The 16,682-nt window shown below is 59.7% G+C and carries 14 protein-coding genes; 6 read left to right on the plus strand and 8 right to left on the minus strand.

The window, feature by feature from the left end; genetic code table 11:
- Positions 1 to 8: 8 nt before the first annotated feature.
- The 8 genes from HMPREF3148_RS12230 to HMPREF3148_RS12265 form a co-directional block, all read right to left on the minus strand.
- A complete protein-coding gene (locus HMPREF3148_RS12230) occupies positions 9 to 1,298 on the minus strand; it encodes a glycosyltransferase 87 family protein (protein WP_070509222.1) in 1,290 nt (429 codons plus the stop codon).
- Between the two features lie 6 nt (positions 1,299 to 1,304).
- A complete protein-coding gene (locus tag HMPREF3148_RS12235; protein WP_049063832.1) occupies positions 1,305 to 1,694 on the minus strand; it encodes a monovalent cation/H(+) antiporter subunit G in 390 nt (129 codons plus the stop codon).
- The gene (locus HMPREF3148_RS12240) at positions 1,691 to 1,966 is read right to left on the minus strand and encodes a monovalent cation/H+ antiporter complex subunit F (RefSeq protein WP_005529823.1); all 276 of its coding nucleotides are present in this window, start codon (positions 1,964 to 1,966) and stop codon (positions 1,691 to 1,693) included. The genes HMPREF3148_RS12235 and HMPREF3148_RS12240 overlap by 4 nt, the downstream gene beginning before the upstream one ends.
- A complete protein-coding gene (locus tag HMPREF3148_RS12245; protein WP_046646086.1) occupies positions 1,966 to 2,484 on the minus strand; it encodes a Na+/H+ antiporter subunit E in 519 nt (172 codons plus the stop codon). Before HMPREF3148_RS12245 ends, HMPREF3148_RS12240 begins: the two co-directional genes overlap by 1 nt.
- The gene (locus HMPREF3148_RS12250) at positions 2,481 to 4,256 is read right to left on the minus strand and encodes a Na+/H+ antiporter subunit D (protein ID WP_049151404.1); all 1,776 of its coding nucleotides are present in this window, start codon (positions 4,254 to 4,256) and stop codon (positions 2,481 to 2,483) included. Before HMPREF3148_RS12250 ends, HMPREF3148_RS12245 begins: the two co-directional genes overlap by 4 nt.
- Positions 4,249 to 4,749, minus strand: a complete 501-nt coding sequence (locus tag HMPREF3148_RS12255; RefSeq protein ID WP_046646084.1) for a Na(+)/H(+) antiporter subunit C — start codon at positions 4,747 to 4,749, stop codon at positions 4,249 to 4,251. Before HMPREF3148_RS12255 ends, HMPREF3148_RS12250 begins: the two co-directional genes overlap by 8 nt.
- 2 nt (positions 4,750 to 4,751) lie before the next feature.
- The gene (locus HMPREF3148_RS12260) at positions 4,752 to 7,757 is read right to left on the minus strand and encodes a Na+/H+ antiporter subunit A (protein ID WP_070509224.1); all 3,006 of its coding nucleotides are present in this window, start codon (positions 7,755 to 7,757) and stop codon (positions 4,752 to 4,754) included.
- Positions 7,758 to 8,237: 480 nt separating this feature from the next.
- Entirely contained in the window at positions 8,238 to 9,620 is a 1,383-nt protein-coding gene (locus tag HMPREF3148_RS12265; protein WP_049191873.1) for a dipeptidase, read from the minus strand.
- 122 nt (positions 9,621 to 9,742) lie between these two features.
- On the opposite strand from HMPREF3148_RS12265, the gene HMPREF3148_RS12270 reads away from it, so the two are divergent.
- The 6 genes from HMPREF3148_RS12270 to HMPREF3148_RS12290 all read left to right on the plus strand — a co-directional run bounded on the left by HMPREF3148_RS12270 (position 9,743) and on the right by HMPREF3148_RS12290 (position 16,639).
- Positions 9,743 to 11,737: an OPT family oligopeptide transporter gene (locus HMPREF3148_RS12270; RefSeq protein ID WP_049191870.1), complete on the plus strand. Its 1,995-nt coding sequence runs from the start codon at positions 9,743 to 9,745 to the stop codon at positions 11,735 to 11,737.
- A 332-nt stretch (positions 11,738 to 12,069) separates the two neighbouring features.
- On the plus strand, positions 12,070 to 13,716 hold the full coding sequence (gene groL, locus HMPREF3148_RS12275; RefSeq protein ID WP_049191868.1) for a chaperonin GroEL: 1,647 nt from the start codon (positions 12,070 to 12,072) through the stop codon (positions 13,714 to 13,716).
- A 782-nt stretch (positions 13,717 to 14,498) separates the two neighbouring features.
- Positions 14,499 to 14,678: a hypothetical protein gene (locus tag HMPREF3148_RS12280; protein WP_049147096.1), complete on the plus strand. Its 180-nt coding sequence runs from the start codon at positions 14,499 to 14,501 to the stop codon at positions 14,676 to 14,678.
- Positions 14,679 to 14,725: 47 nt separating this feature from the next.
- Complete coding sequence (locus tag HMPREF3148_RS13755) at positions 14,726 to 14,872, plus strand: hypothetical protein (protein ID WP_005529838.1); 147 nt, start codon at positions 14,726 to 14,728, stop codon at positions 14,870 to 14,872.
- A 154-nt stretch (positions 14,873 to 15,026) separates the two neighbouring features.
- Entirely contained in the window at positions 15,027 to 15,926 is a 900-nt protein-coding gene (gene ppk2, locus HMPREF3148_RS12285) for a polyphosphate kinase 2 (RefSeq protein ID WP_005529839.1), read from the plus strand.
- 5 nt (positions 15,927 to 15,931) lie between these two features.
- Positions 15,932 to 16,639 carry an enoyl-CoA hydratase-related protein gene (locus tag HMPREF3148_RS12290; protein ID WP_070509226.1) on the plus strand — a complete coding sequence of 236 codons (708 nt, stop codon included), beginning with the start codon at positions 15,932 to 15,934 and terminating at the stop codon, positions 16,637 to 16,639.
- Positions 16,640 to 16,682 lie beyond the last annotated feature (43 nt).

A 16,682-nucleotide genomic window follows, 5' to 3' on the forward strand; every position in this document is an offset into this window, starting at 1 on the left:
CGCGCAAGCTACTTGACGCGAACGGTAGGGATCCTGGTCGTAGGCGCAGCATCCAGTTCGGTGGTGCGCTTTTGTGGCATGAAACCCCAAATTGCGTACACCGCGATGTAGAGGAAGCAAGCTAGTGGCCACACCAGGGAGGCCAATGGCTGGAAGGTTTCCAATGCGTCGAGGGTGCGCGAGGAGCCCCCTAGCCAGACCGGTGCGGCCACGAAAGGCAGTTCCACGATAAGCAGAGCCAGGAAGGACGCTACCGCGGCTAGTTGTGCGCCCCAGACTGTGCGCAGGCGCGTTCCGATGGCCTCGTTGACCGCCAGCATTACCCAAATGCCGAAGGGCACAACCCACACGAAGTGGTGGTACCAGGAGAAGGGCGAAACCAAGCAAGCGCTCAAGCCGGTTAGAGCAAAGGCTGCGGTGCTGTTCTTTCGAATCCACGCCGTACGCAGTGCCAACATGGTCACCATGACAATAATGGCCACGCCCAGCAGCCACAGCGCGGTATCGTCTTCGCCAGTGAGACGGGCGAGGACAGAACGCAGGGACTTAGCGCCTGGGGCATCGACTTCCCCGATACGGTTGGAGTTGAAAACCTTGTCCGTCCAGAAATCCTTTGCGTCGGGGACGAAGGCAACACCGATGCCGATAGTGACTGCGAAAGCGGCAATGGAGCCAATGGCCGCCCACCAGCGCTTCTGGAAGAGCAACGCGAGGCCCATGTAAGCCGGGGTGAGCTTCATGCCAGCGGCAATACCAATGCCGATTCCGGGCAGGCGGAGCTTGGTGGGGAGGAGTAAATCCAGAGACACCAAGAACATCAGCAGGATATTGATCTGTCCGTAGTAGAAGGTGCCGTTGATTGGTTCGGCAGCAAGACTGCTAACCAGCAACGCAATTCCCACCAGCCAGGTCAGCGGCCCGAGCCGATAGCCACGCTCGCGAATGACAAGCATGATGACAATGAAGAGGGCGATTCCCGTGACCCATTGCCAAATCACCATGAGATCGTGGTCACTGAAATCAGCCATCCATTCGAAAAACCAGCCAGCAAACGGCGGGTAGGTGAAGGGAAACTCATGGATATAGGGGGCGTCGTAAAGCTGGCCTCCCGCTTTCAAATCCTTGCCCGCCATTTGGTAAATCTTCAAGTCGAACGGGATCTTGCCGAAGAAAGCGCGGTCGCGGCCGGGATAAATGCTGAAGCGGTAAATCACCAAAGCCGTAAATGCCAGTAAAAGAGTCAACAGTGTGGGCATACCGTAGAGTTTCTTGCCCTGTTTTCTCTTCATTCTGTGCATTAGCTTCTATGAATCCTTTTTCCGACGCATTGAACGAGTCGCTGGCTTGTCGTTGCGAGACATATTTTCAGCGGTACCGTACAGGCCTTCACGTCGTGCAATTCGTGAGGTGCGCTGTGCAGTCACCGGGCTGGTGATCATTGCAAAGAGTACCAGTAACAATAAAATCCCTAAATCGCCACGCTCAGTCACGCTGAAGGAATCGGAGCCTGTGATGCGGAAAAACGCACCGAGAATAGTGAGAATCAAGCCGGTGGTTTGGGGCTTCGAAATGGCGTGCACGCGTGACATTGTGTCTGGGAAACGCGCCACGCCGATCGCTGCGGCGAGGACGAGCAAGGAGCCGATGAGAATCAAGACAATCGAGATGACGTCAGCGAAAAGGTGATAGCTCATTGCGGGTCCCTCTTTCTAAACCTGGTGACCGAAACAGTGGAGATGAAGCCCAGCAGAGCCACCACTAGCATCGCTGAGACCACCGTTGTGTTGAGCGTCCAGCAAATATAAGTGGCCAGCGCACACTGGAACATGGCCACGAGGCCATCCATACCCACCAGGCGATCCAGCGAGTTGGGGCCCACGATGATGCGCCAGACAGTGATCAAGAACGCCACCACCAAAAGCCCTGCCGCGATGGTGAGCAAAATGCCATAAAGCTGCGGATCCATCAGGGATGGCTCCTTTCAAAAATCTCAATCATGGATGCTTCGAGCTGTGCCACCTGGGCAATCTCCTTTTCGATCTCGGCTTCCGACTCCGCGTCCAGAATGTGGATAGTCAGCATGCGGTTCGCGATATCGATGTCGGTGACGGTTCCACCCGGCTGCAGGTTGTACAGGCTCACCGCGAGGGAGAGGATGAACTCGCTGTCGAGGCGCATCGGCAATTCCAGAATCGCCGTCTTGGGTGGTTCCTGGGGGCGCACCGCCAACCAGCCCACCTTCAGGGAAGCGTGGAAAAGGTCCCACGTCCAATGCAGCATGAAAAGGACGAGCTTGCCCCACGAGACTTTCACCCCGGAAATCGGCATCTTTGGAAGTGGTAGCGCTAAGACCACGAAGAGGCCTACCAACAAGCCACCCACGAGGTTGGCCACGGTGACCTCGCCCATGAGCAGGCACCACATGACGGTGATCCAAGCTATGAACCACGGGCGGAAGCGGTGGCGAATGCCAGAAAATTTCATCGCTGCCCCTCCTTCTTCTCTGGTGCGCTGGTGAGCGCGGCGGGAGCCACGGAATCGACGCCGGGCTGCGGCTGCTCAATGGGGGAGCGGCGCTGCTCGAAGGAGTCAGCGTCGTTTTTGTATCGATCCTTCTGGATCAGGGTTCGGGAAGGATTATCAGCGTTGTCGCCCAGCACCGCATAGCGGTAGATGGTGTCATCCTGCGCAGACTCGGCTGCGCGGCTGGTCACACCGGAAATGGGGCCGGCTAGGAAGGTAATCGACACTGACGCCAACACCAACAGGGAGGTGGAAGCCAGCATGCCGAAAGGCACCTTGCCCACGTCCTGGCGCTCTTCGAGCTCGATGACATCCGTGACGTCGGAAAGCGGCGAAGGGTGCGCCAATGCCATGTTGCCTTCTGGGGCATCGGCGCGGTCGCGCAAGAATCCCTTAGCCCACACTAGAACCATGACGTAGAGCGTGAGCAGCGAGGTCAGGACCGCGCCGCCAATCAGGACCCAGGCCTGCCATGAGCCCTCGTTCGCGCCGGCCTGCAGCAAGATGACCTTGCCGAGGAAGCCGGAAAATGGCGGGATGCCGCCCAGGTTCATGGCCGGGATGAAGTACAAAATTGCGATGAGCGGGGCGCTGTAAATCAGCGAGCCCAAGCGGCGCAGGGAGGAGGTACCCGCCTGACGCTCGATGAGGCCCACCACCAGGAAGAGCGCGGTCTGGACCAGAATGTGGTGCACCGCGTAGAAGATGGCGCCGGACAGACCCTGTGCGGTGCCGAGGGACACCCCAAAGATCATGTAGCCGATGTGGCTCACCAGCGTAAATGACAAAAGTCGTTTGATGTCAGACTGCGCCATCGCACCTAAGATACCCACGAGCATCGTGGCCAGCGCTACCCACATGAGCAACTGATCTAGGCCGCCGCCGGTAAAGATGGAGGTGCGTGCACGAATGATGGCGTAGACGCCGACCTTGGTGAGCAAGCCCGCAAAGACTGCCGTGACCAGGGAAGGCGCGGTGGGATAGGAGTCCGGCAGCCAGGCATCCAGCGGGAAGATGGCGGCCTTGATGCCGAAGGCGATGAGCAGCACCGAGAAGATCGCCGTACGGGTGCCCTCCGGGACGTCCTCCATGCGCATGCCGATTTGCGCCATGTTCATGGTGCCCACTGCCGCGTAGACATATGCGAGGGCGAGCACGAAGATGAGAGAGGAGGCCATCGAGACCATAACGTAGCCCACGCCGGCGCGCACGCGGGCGGGCGAGGCGCCCAGCGTGAGCAGAACATAGGAGGCCACGAGGAAGATCTCGAATCCCACATACAGGTTGAACAGATCGCCGGCCAAGAAGGAGACGTTCACGCCCATGGTCAGCAGCATGTACGTCGGCAGGAAGACGGCGACGGGCTCGTCCTTGGAACCGTCGCGAATACCCTGCGAGATGGCGTACCACATCACTGAGAACAAGACCACGGACGAGGTAAAGAGCATCACCGTGGAGAGACGATCGGCCACCAGCGTGATGCCTACGGGTGCGTCCCAGCCGCCGACTTGCAGGGTCTGAATGCCCGCGGTGTCGGCGATCAAGATCAGCAGCGCATTGACCGCTGCCAGCAAAAGCAAAGAGAAGAATGCGATCTGGCGCTGGGCGCCGGGGAACCGGGCGCACAGCATCGACAAGGCCGCGGCGAGCGCCGGGATGACCACGGGCATGGGGATGAGGAAGCCCGTGTAAGGAAGCAGGAAGCTAACCAGCGGAAGCAGGGTCTCAGTCATCGTTTGCCTCCTTTACGGGTTCCTCGAAGAAGGCTGGGCCAAAGGCGTCGCCTTCCTTGGTGGCGCGGCCAGTGGCTGGGTCGTTGGACGCGTCATGATCAGGGGCCGCGGCGGCGTTGCCCGGGCGGGCGGCCAGGGCCGCGATTGCGGTATCTTCCGCGTCGTCCTCAATAACGTCGGCGGTGCGGTAGCGGTACTGGCGGTAGGCCAGGGTCAGGATAAATCCTGTCAGCGCCATGGAGATCACGATGGCTGTCAGGATCATGCCTTGGGCCAGTGGGTCCGCGATGTTCTCACCGTATTGGGCGGTCTCGCGGCCGTCGATAGGCGGCGATCCCGCCTGCCCGCCAGCCTGCAGAAGCAGCAGGTTGGCGCCATTGCCCAGCAGCAGGATGCCAAGCAGCATCTTGGTCATGGCGCGGTCAAGCATGAGATACACGCCAGCACCGCACAGCACGCCTGCGGCGAGGAGAAGGAACAGATTGGCTTCCATTCTTAGCTCTCCTTTCCGGTGGTGTGGGCTTGCGTTGTGCTTGGGGCATCGGGTTGCGCTGCGCTTGACGACGCCCGCGTGGCGCCCGCCGCGTTCTTCTCACGGGAGGAGGTTCGTTCTTTCTGGCGGCGCGCGAGCGAGCGGGCACGGTCACGGGCACGCTGCTTACGCATCTCCTCTTCCTCGTCAAGCTTGCCGCCGAGCGAGTTGAGGATGTACAAGGTCAGGCCCACCACGATGAGGTAGACGCCCGCGTCGAAGACCAACGCGGAGGGCAGCGAGACATCGCCTATGAGCGGCACCGCCACCTTGGTGTAGCCGGTGGTCAAAGGCGGGTGGTTGAAGGCCAGCGGCACAACCACCGAGCCCACCGAGATGAGCAATCCGGTGCCCATGGTGCGCCCGCCGTCGATGGGTAGCGCCTCGTCGAGCTCAGCGCGGCCACCTGCCAGGTAGCGCAGGATAAGAGCCAGCGCCGCGACCAAGCCGCCGGCGAAGCCGCCGCCGGGTGCATTGTGGCCGGAGAAGTAGAAGTACAGCGAGAGCGCGATCATCGAGGGGAAGAGCAGTCGCGTGGCGACATCCACCATGAGGGAGCGGTTGAGGGCCTGTTCTGATTCCACGCCTGCCGCCAGCCAGCGGCGCCCAGTGACCTGCAGGGTGGGGCGGCGCGAGTCGCGGGTGAAGGATTGGGTGCGATAAATCAGCGATGCGATACCCGTGGCGGCGATAACCAACACGGTGATCTCACCGAAGGTATCCCAGGCGCGCAGGTCCACCAACAGTACGTTCACGGTGTTGGCGCCGTGTCCGATTTCTTTGGCTAGTTCCGGCATGAACTCGGAAATGGGGTTGGAGCGGCGGGCATTGATGGCGAATATTCCCACGAGCGTCACGGTAAGGCCCACGCCAACCGCGAGCCAGGCGCGCAGGCGACCCATCTTGGGGTCCTGCTTCCACTCGGTATTAGCCGGCATGCGGCGCAGAACCAGCATGAACAAGACCATGATGATGGTCTCCACGAGCAACTGGGTCAGGGCTAAGTCAGGTGCGCCATGCAGCGCAAAGAGGAAGGACAGTGCGTAGCCGGTGACGCCAACGATGATGACGCCAGACAGCCTATTGTCCGTCACGGTGGCAGCGACAGCACAGACGATGATGATGAGCGCAGCAACGATCTGCCACGGGTTTTCCGCCACGATCATGCGTACGTTGGTGAGGTCGCCGCGGATGAGCATGATGACCGGCAGCACCATGAGGGTGGCGAAGATGATCGACATGTTCATCTGCAGGGAGCCGCGCTGCGTGGAAGCGGTGGTGTGCAGCGAGAGCTGACGCAGGCTGTTGATGACGGTGTCGTAGGCCTGGTCTGCTGAGCCCAAAGCCGGGTACTGGAACTGCCACTTGGCCAGTTCTGCGCGCTGCCAGTGGAGGATGATAGCGGCCACGACGATGACTACGGAGATGCCCAGCGGTACTGTCCAGCCGTGCCACAGAGCGAGGTAGGTGTGCTCGTCAGCGCCGAAGATGTTGTTGAGGTGCTGGTTGATGCCGAGGGAAAGCGGCTGTGGATTGACGCCGAAGAAGATGGTCAGGGCCGTGAGGCCCGCAGGCGGAATCCACAACAGCGGGGAGAGCGCATGCATGTCGGCCACGGCGTCGGAAGTGCCGCGGCTTTGGCCCGCAGCGTCTTTCTTCGTGGCGAAGGCGCCCCACAGGAAGCGCAGCGCGTAGGCCATGGTCAGCATGGAGCCCACGACGACGCCCACCAAGAGCATGTTGCGTGGCATGCCAACGAGCAGCTCCTCGTGGAGGATGGTTTCAAGCGTGGCTTCCTTGGCCACAAAGCCCAGCAGGGGAGGGATGCCCGCCATGGACAGTGCCGGAATAATGGCAAGCAGGTACAGGCCGGGCTTTGCCTTGCCGAGGCCAGAGAGCTTGTCGATGTCGCGCGTTCCCGACGCATGGTCGATGGCACCAACGATCATAAACAGCGCAGCCTTGAACAGGGAATGCGCAAAGGTCAGCGCGAGGCCTGCCTGCAATGCCTCGCGTGAGCCAATGGCCACGATGGTGGTGATGAAGCCCAACTGTGAGACGGTGCCATAAGCCAAGATGAGCTTGAGGTCGCGCTGCTTGAGGGCCATCCAACCGCCCAACAGCATCGTTAAGGTGCCAAGCGGCAGCACGACGAGATGCCAGGTGGCCACCTCGTGGAACTCCGGTGCCAAGCGCGCAACCAGGTAGATACCGGCCTTCACCATCGCAGCGGAGTGCAGGTAGGCAGAGACCGGCGTCGGCGCGGCCATGGCGCCGGGCAGCCAGAAGTGCGCGGGGGCGATGGCGGATTTACTCAGTGCGCCGGCCAAGATGAACACGATGGCAATCGTGATGTACGGGGTCTGGGCGAGGCGGTCGAAAGTCTCGATCTCACTAAACGTCCACGTGCCCGTTTGGCGGCCGAGCAGGATGATGCCCATGAGCATGGCGAGGCCGCCCAGGGTGGTGACCATGAGCGCCTGCTGCGCGGCGTGACGCGAGGAGGCGCGTTCGCCGTAGTAGCTCACCAGGAGGTAGGACAGCAGGGAGGTCACTTCCCAGAACACGTACATCATCAGGAAGCTATCGGAGATGACCAGTCCATACATCGCGGTGGCAAAGCAGACCATCTGGGAGCCAAACATGGCCAGACGCCGGGGAGTCTGGTCGAAGTAGCCCCAGCAATAGAGCAGAACCAAAGCGCCGACGCCCAAAATGATGAGGCTAAAGAGGGCAGAGAGCGCGTCCATGCGCAGATCGACGTTGAGGTTCGCGTCCGGCATCCACTCCATGGTGTAGCGCAGCGTGGCACCGTCACGGAAGGCGCCGGTGGTGAGTTGTTTGAGGACCCAGAAAAAGCCCGCGCCGGGGACAATAGCGAGTGCGCCAAAAGCAGGACGGCCAACAAAAAATATGAGGAAGGGCGCGATGATGGTGGCCAGCACCAAGGCACTCAAGACAGCTATCACAGCTAGGCTCAGGTCTCCTTCTCGTTCGGAGCCGCACGAACACAGTGGCGCACGTGTGACATGTATTCAAATTCAAGCATGCGCCGATGAACTCATCGCGGGCCGAAGCAGAGGCATCTGGCCGGTTAATGAACCACTTTGAAAGGAACCTAGGAAGGTGCCACTGGCAGCGTCAACGCCCCCTTTTCTCACCGCATTGACGCCGAGGGCGCAAGGGTGGATGTATGGAAGTCATGCTCCAAGCATTCACCGCAAGCGTTGAAAATTGGAGAAAACAGGTTTGGGGACGCATCACGAATGGCGCAGCCAATACTGGCGACTATACCTGCCGACTTTCTGAAAGTCACAGATTTTTAAGGAGGCAGTTATATATGGGGCCAGTTTGGCAGCACACAGGGGCACGCCGTCGTGGCGTACCCCTGAATAAAAGTACCTTTGGCTCTCTTAACTTGATCTGTTAACTGATCTGGCAGGTTGGTTTTAGGCGAAGCGCTGGAGGAAGTAAGCCTCGGCAGTAGCAATCTTTTCGATCTCCGTTGGATCCACAGACTCGTTGGCGGAGTGGATGGTGGCCTTCGGATCCTCAACGCCGAAGAGTGCGATCTCGGCATTCGGGTGCTTCTCCTGCAGCTCCACGGTCAGTGGGATGGAACCGCCCATGCCCTGGGAGACGGTTTCTGTGCCGTAGGCTTCGGCGAGGCACTCGCCGAGCAGCGTCGCGGCTGGCTTTTCCGGATCGGTTTCAAAGCCACGGTTAGCCTCGAGGATCTCGACCGTGATGTGCGCGCCCCACGGCACGTGCTTCTTCAGGTGCTCGGCCACGGCCTCCGCGGTAGAGCGGGGGTCCATGGTGGCTGGGGTGCGCAGGTTGAGGTTTGCAGCAGCGGTGGCCGGAACTGCGTTGACGGCCTCGGCAACCGGGGTGGAGGTGAAGCCGGTAACGGTAATTGCCGGGCGAGCCCAGATCATGTCGGCGATCTCGGTGGCGCCTGCCGGATCCTGGGAACCCATGATCTCGGTGCCGTCGAGCATCTGTGCATCGGAACGGAAGTCCTCCGGAGCGTAGGCACTGGTCTGGCCTTCCGCCAGCGGCCAGGAGCCTGCGCAGTCGACGCCATCGATAACCGTGCGACCATGCTCGTCGCTGAGAGAATCGAGTGCGCGCATGAGTGCCTTGACGGCGTCGGGAGCTGCGCCGCCAAACTGACCGGAGTGCACGCCCGCCTCGAGGGTGTCAACCTGCACGTAGATCTGCGCGCCGCCGCGCAGGGAGGTGGTCAGGGTAGGCAGGCCGGCCTTGGCATTGCCGGCGTCGGCGATGAGGATGGCGTCGGCAGCAAACAGCTCCGGGCGCTCCTCGATGAGGGCGGACAGGCCCTCGCCGCCGCGCTCCTCGGAGCCTTCGATGAGGAAGGTGAGGTTGAGGTCGGTGCCGCCGTTGGCGTCGATCGCGCGCAGGGCAGCCAAGTGCATTGCGACGTTGCCCTTGCAGTCCGCTGCGCCGCGGCCGTACCAACGCACCTCGCCGGAGGCGGATGGGCGCTCGGTTAGGGTCAGCGGATCGGACTCCCACGGTTCACGCGGGCCGACGGGGACAACATCGTAGTGGGAGTAGAGCAGCACGGTCTTGGCGCCCTCTTTGCCCGCGCGCTTGCCGACGAGCGCGGTGGAGCCGTCAGCAGTAGGAATGGCCTCGACGTCGACGCCTGCTTCGGTCAATGCGGAGCGGACCCATGCGGCGGCCTTGGCGCACTCTTCTTCCAGACCTGGCTCATTGTGAACGGAGTTGAAGGAGACGAGCTCCTTGAGCTGAGCGAAGATGCGCTCGCGGTCAGCGGTGATGAATTCAGAAATAGCAGTCATGCTCACTAACATACCCGCCGCGTAGGGATGCCTGAACGTTTGAGTTTCTGCCCGTGTGGACTAGGGTTTATGGGTACTTAATTACAGAATCTAAATAGATTTCTCACTAGAAGGAATTCGGCATGGCACACAACGCCGCCCCCGCTTCGTCCTCGCCAGCTTCTGCTGGTCCAACACTGCGCGAGCTCACACTGCGTGGCATTCTCATCGGTGGACTGATCACACTGGTATTCACCGCTGCCAACGTCTACCTCGGCCTCAAAGTCGGCCTGACTTTTGCTACGTCGATTCCGGCAGCCGTCATCTCCATGGCCGTGCTGCGCAGGTTCGCAGGTCACAACATCAAAGAGAACAACATCGTGCAGACCATTGCGTCTGCCGCTGGCACCCTCTCTGCCATCATCTTCGTCCTGCCGGGCTTGGTCATGGTGGGTTATTGGAAGGGCTTTAGCTTCTGGGAGACTGCTGCGGTCTGCGCCATCGGTGGCGTACTCGGCGTGATGTACTCCATCCCGCTGCGCCGTGCCTTGGTGACGGGCTCCGACCTGCCTTACCCGGAGGGCGTCGCCGCCGCGGAGGTGCTTAAGGTCGGCGCCGACAACGGCGCTTCCGCAGCCGCCCATGAAGAAAACGCCAAGGGCCTGCGCGTCATCCTCGTTGGCGGCATCATCTCCGCAGCGTTGGCTCTGCTTGCCGCGATGAAGGCCGTGGCCTCGTCAGTGTCTACCTACTTCAAGCTGGGCTCCGGTGCCACCACCCTGGGTACCTCGCTGTCCATGGCGCTCATCGGCGTGGGTCACCTGGTTGGCATGTCCGTGGGTATCGCAATGCTCGTGGGCGTTGTCATCTCCTTCTTCATCCTGTTGCCGATGCACACCGCCGGCGACATTGGCGGACTCGACGCCACCGCGCTTGCCGATACCGTCGACTCCGTATTCTCTGGTGAGATTCGCTTCATCGGCGTGGGCGCCATGGCTATCGCCGCCATCTGGACGCTCCTCAAGATCACCGGCCCAATCGTCAAGGGCATCTCCGAGTCCCTGGCCTCTTCCCGCCAGCGCAAAGCCGGCCAAAACGTGGACGTGGCTGAGCGCGACATCCCATTCCCTTATGTCCTAGGCACCATCGTCATTTTGATGGTCCCGATTGCGCTGCTGCTGTGGGACTTTATCTCGGGCACTGATATCCACGAGCACATGGGCGTGCTCATTACGGTCTCCGTCCTGTTCACCCTGTTGGTGGGCCTCATCGTGGCCTCTGTGTGTGGCTACATGGCGGGCCTTATCGGTGCGTCGAACTCGCCGATTTCCTCCGTGGGCATCATTGCTGTGCTCGCGGCCTCGCTGCTTATCGCCGCTGTTACCCGCGGTACCTCTGCGGAACCGCTTTCGCTCGTGGCCTACACCTTGTTCACCGCGGCGATTGTCTTTGGCATCGCCACGATTTCCAACGACAACTTGCAGGATCTCAAGACCGGCCAGCTCGTCGGGGCGACCCCGTGGAAGCAGCAGGTGGCACTCATCATCGGTGTGCTGTTTGGCTCTGTGGTCATCCCGCCGATTCTGCAGGTCATGCTCACCGGCTTTGGCTTCCAGGGCATGGAAGGCGCCGGCGAAGACGCCCTCGCTGCACCGCAGGCTGCGCTTATGTCGTCGGTGGCTTCTGGCATCTTTGATAGCTCGCTGGATTGGAACCTTATCTTTACCGGCGCGGCTATCGGCGCTGTGCTCATCGTCATCGACGAGGTCTTGCGCAAGACCACCAGCAAGTACTCGCTGTCTCCGCTGGCTGTTGGCATGGGCATGTACCTGCCGGCCTCGCTGACCATCATCATCCCGATCGGCGCCATCTTGGGCTACTTCTATGACAAGTGGGCCGCCAAGCAATCCAACCCTGACTTCTCTAAGCGCATGGGCACTCTGCTGGCAACTGGCCTTATTGTTGGTGAGTCCCTGTTCGGCGTGGTCAACGCCGCCATCATCGCGGCCTCCGGCGGGGAGTCTCCGCTGGAGATTTTCGAAGGTGGCACCGTCTCCAACGTCCTGGGCATCATCTTGTTCGTGGTGGGCATCGGCTTTGCTTACCGCTGGACCAAGTCAAAGGTCACCAAGAGCTAGCGCTTTCCGGCGCTGCCTACGCCCTCGCCGTTCTTTTTCACACCCGCGCCGACCTTTTCGCACCCGCGCCGTTTCACACCCGCGCCTTTTTACACCCGCGCCGTTTACCGGCGCGGGTGTTCGCTTATAGCGTGCCGGGCAGCTCGTGTCCTACCTTGCACTCGTAGTAGGGGAGTGCCAGAATGGTCGCTAGCACTCCCATAGGGCAAGTGCCAGAAAACCCCATCTATGTGGTTGAGGCTGGTCCACACTCACCAGCCGTGCCGTCGCGGGCGTCCGTATAGATACAGACGTGAGTGTCGTCCTAAACAAAACTAAGGAGCACAAACACAATGGCAAAGATTATTGCCTTCGATGAAGAGGCACGTCGCGGCCTTGAGCGTGGTCTGAATACGCTGGCCGACGCAGTTAAGGTCACCCTCGGCCCTAAGGGCCGCAACGTCGTCCTGGAGAAGTCCTGGGGCGCCCCGACCATTACTAACGATGGTGTCTCCATCGCTCGCGAGATCGAGCTGGAAGATCCTTACGAGAAGATCGGCGCTGAGCTGGTTAAGGAAGTCGCCAAGAAGACTGACGACGTTGCCGGTGACGGCACTACCACCGCTACCGTTCTCGCACAGGCACTGGTTCGTGAGGGCCTGCGCAACGTAGCCGCTGGTTCTAACCCTATGGGCATCAAGCGCGGTATCGAGTCCGCAACCAAGGCTGTTGTTGACTCTCTGCTCTCCTCCGCAAAGGAGATTGAGACCCAGGAAGAAATCGCAACCACCGCGGGCATCTCCGCGGCTGACCCGGCAATCGGTGCCAAGATTGCTGAGGCTATGTACACCGTGGGCAACGGATCCGTGAACAAGGATTCCGTTATCACCGTTGAAGAGTCCAACACCTTTGGCGTGGACCTCGAGGTTACTGAGGGTATGCGCTTCGACAAGGGCTACATCTCCGGTTACTTCGCTACTGATATGGAGCGTCAGGAGGCAGTCCTCGAGGATCCGTACATCCTGCTGGTTTCTTCCAAGATCTCTAACATCAAGGACCTCGTTCCGCTGCTGGAGAAGGTCATGCAGACTGGCAAGCCGCTGCTGATCATCGCCGAAGACGTTGAGGGCGAAGCACTGTCCACCCTCGTCGTGAACAAGATCCGTGGCACCTTCAAGTCCGTTGCTGTTAAGGCTCCGGGCTTCGGCGACCGCCGCAAGGCTACCCTGCAGGATATGGCTATCCTGACCGGCGGCCAGGTCATCTCCGAAGAGGTTGGTCTTTCCCTCGAGACCGCTGAGATTGAGTACCTCGGCCAGGCGCGCAAGGTTGTTGTCACCAAGGATGACACCACCATCGTCCAGGGTGCTGGCAACCAGGAGCAGATCGACGGCCGCATCAAGCAGATCCGCGCTGAGATTGAGAACTCCGATTCTGATTACGACCGTGAGAAGCTGCAGGAGCGCCTGGCCAAGCTGGCTGGCGGCGTTGCTGTCCTGAAGGTTGGCGCGGCAACTGAGGTTGAGCTCAAGGAGCGCAAGCACCGCATTGAGGACGCAGTCCGCAACGCAAAGGCTGCCGTTGAAGAGGGCATCGTTGCCGGCGGTGGCGTTGCGCTGCTGCAGGCTGCTTCCGCTCTGGATGCGCTGGATAACCTCACCGGCGACGAAGCAACCGGTGTGAAGATCGTTCGTGAGGCACTGTCTGCACCGCTGAAGCAGATTGCTCACAACGCTGGCCTGGAGCCGGGCGTTGTTGCTGACAAGGTTGCATCCCTGCCTGCTGGCCAGGGTCTGAATGCTGCAACCGGCGAGTACGTTGACCTGATGTCTGCTGGCATCAATGACCCGGTCAAGGTCACCCGCTCCGCACTGCAGAACGCTGCTTCCATCGCAGCGCTGTTCCTGACCACTGAGGCTGTTGTCGCTGACAAGCCGCAGCCGGCTGGCGCTGGTGCTGGCATGCCAGAGGCTGATGCTATGGGCGGTATGGGCTTCTAATAGTCAGTAGACGCACCGCTTAGTAATTAGGCGCGCTGATGCCCCGTGAGGGGCGCTGGCGCGCTTTTGTCATGCTGTAGGCGCCATGGGAAGGACGGCGGGCAAAAGGGGTCAGGTGGGCGCCTGGAGCTACTTTCCGATGTTTCATCGCGCGTGTCGCTACCAACCTTTCGGCAAAAGTGTGCAGGGTCGCGGCAGACGCCGCTAGATCGAGACGTGTACGGCTGGGCGACGGTCGCCGTGGGGGCGCCCCTTGCGGGGTCGTGCGCACTGCCTTCTCGGCAGGGATGAGGTAATCTCCGCGCTGTTGCTGATATGGCGCAAGTGAATCGAATGAGACTTGCGAAATCAATTTCTATCCCATGCGCCCATCGGCCAAGGCGACGTGGTGGCTTCTGGCGGGGTCGATTCGCCCCCGGTATAGGGTAAAAAGTGAGGGGCGGAAAAAGCTTTCTAAAGCATTTGCGAGCGGTTTTGCTATGTCGAAAACTAGCCAGGATCCGTTACGGGTGCGCATATATTCTTAAGTTGAGTCGGTGATCGGATCATTATTTTCGCTGGTAAATAAGTTTCGCCATCAATGTGTTTAATGTCATAGCCTCAAATCTGTAACGCGGCTTATTGCAAACTGGCGAAAATCTCACTCGCGTTTCAACTTGCCTTGTCGCCAGATTGTGACAAAATGGTTTCCCGTGACGCCCACAGAGGGTGTCTGCAAAACCGCAAACCCCTCCGGGCGTATCAAACTTTGATTCCCGGAATTCACATATAGGAGCTTCATAATGGATCTCTCCCTCGTTCAGACCCACCTCGACAACTTCGTTGACACCTGGAAGGGCTGGAACAGCGTGTTCACTGGCCTGAACGGTTTCCTGAACCTGTTCCTGGGCGGCGACGCTGCTCCGATCAAGGAGCTCTCCTCCACCTGGGAAGCCTTCAAGGGCCTCCACTCTTCCAAGTAAGACTTGGTTTCAATCTTCATTCGATTTTTTAAATTTAAGGAGACACTATGTCTGACTTCTCTTCCCAGTTCGCAGCCTCCTCTGAGGGCATCCTCCAGCCGCTGAAGTTCATCTTCGACCTGGCCTACAAGATCGTTGGCCCGCTGGTTGAAGCTGCTGACGGCGCTTCCAAGCTGATCGGTATGTTCGTCTAAGAACATCCCTATCGCGTAAGCGATTTCTAAGAGCCTCACCTTTTGGTGGGGCTCTTTTGCTATGTCTGGGTGGGGGAGGGCTTAGGGGTAAATCGGTGGAGCTGTAGTGTAATTTAACGCGCCGAATAGTTGGGTGACCGGTAAACTTTTAAGTATGGCTGACATTAAAGACGACGAACTTCCTGAGATTGACCTTGCTAAGACCGACGGCTACGTCGTCGATGATTCTGACGAGGACGACCCGGCCCTCATCATGCCGGATGGTTCGCCAATTGAAACCTGGCGGGAGAACTACCCGTACGAAGAGCGCTTGTCGCGCGATGAGTATGAGAGCACCAAGCGTGCGCTCCAAATCGAGCTGCTGAAGTGGCAGAACTGGACCAAAGAAACCGGCCAGCGCCACATTATCCTTTTTGAAGGTCGAGATGCAGCCGGCAAGGGTGGCACCATCAAGCGCTTTAATGAGCACCTCAACCCACGTGGTGCGCGCACCGTCGCATTGGAGAAGCCGTCCCCACGTGAGTCGACCTCTTGGTACTTCCAGCGCTATATTCAGCACTTCCCAGCCGGCGGCGAAATCGTTTTCTTCGACCGCTCCTGGTACAACCGTTCTGGCGTCGAACGCGTCATGGGTTTTTGCACCGAGTCCCAGCACGCAGAGTTCCTGCGCGAAGTCCCGATGCTTGAGAACATGATTCTTGGCTCTGGTATTTCCCTGACCAAGCTGTGGTTCTCCGTCACTCGTAAGGAACAGCGCACCCGCTTCGCTATTCGCCAGATTGACCCAGTGCGTCAGTGGAAGCTTTCCCCGATGGATCTAGCTTCCCTAGATAAGTGGGATGATTACACCCGCGCCAAGGAAGAGCAGTTCCGCTACACGGATACCGAAGAGTCCCCGTGGATCACCATCAAGTCCAACGACAAGAAGCGCGCTCGCATCAACGCTATGCGCTACGTGCTCTCTAAGTTTGAGTACACCAACAAGGACCACGAGGTAGTTGGCGAGCCTGACCCGCAAATCGTTATGCGTGGTCGCGATCAAATTGGTGATTAAATTCGATGTCTAGCCTCGTCGCCGCCGCCGAACTCGAGAGTGGCTTGTGGAGCGTACGCCTCACGCGTGCAGAAAAACGCAACGCGTTAAGCGTGGCGCTCTGCAAGGACTTGGCAATAGCATTAGATGCTGCGGTTGAAGCAGGCGCGTCGACAGTTCTACTTGAAGCAGACGGCCCCGTGTTCAGCGCGGGCGCTGATCTGACTTCCCAAAATTTTCAAGGCGAGTTGTACCCGACCCTTGAGGCACTCTTCGCAAAGATTGCCCGATTACCGGTCCCTGTCATCGCTTGGATCGAAGGCCCCGCTATCGGTGCCGGAATGATGCTCGCCATGGCTTGCGATATCCGCTTTGTAGCCCCGGCGGCATCCGCCGCCCAAGCCATCAGCTTTAGCTTGCCAGTAGCCAAAATGGGCATCGGCGTTGATCCTGCTACTGTGCGCAATCTTCAGCTGCTTGTCGGCGGCTCATGGGCCCGCCGGATGCTGATTGCCGGGGAGATTCTTAGCCTAGAAGACGCACTGTCTACTGGATTCGCGATCAGCGCAGGTAGTCGCGAGGAAGTTATGGCAGCGGCAGCGCAAATCGGCAAAGGCTCCCCACATACCTTGCTTAATCTCAAGATGGAGTTTGCCACGTCGTCGTCAAGCCCCTTCTCTGAAGAAGAGCGTAACGCTGCCCGTGTAGAAGCGTGGCGGGCGCGTCAGCAGTAAACCGTCCGATGCCCCTAGCTGCTAGAGCGTGGGGATTTCCTGC

It is taken from the genome of Corynebacterium sp. HMSC05D08, assembly GCF_001807215.1.
In the GTDB taxonomy this organism is placed as follows: Bacteria; Actinomycetota; Actinomycetes; order Mycobacteriales; family Mycobacteriaceae; genus Corynebacterium; species Corynebacterium striatum.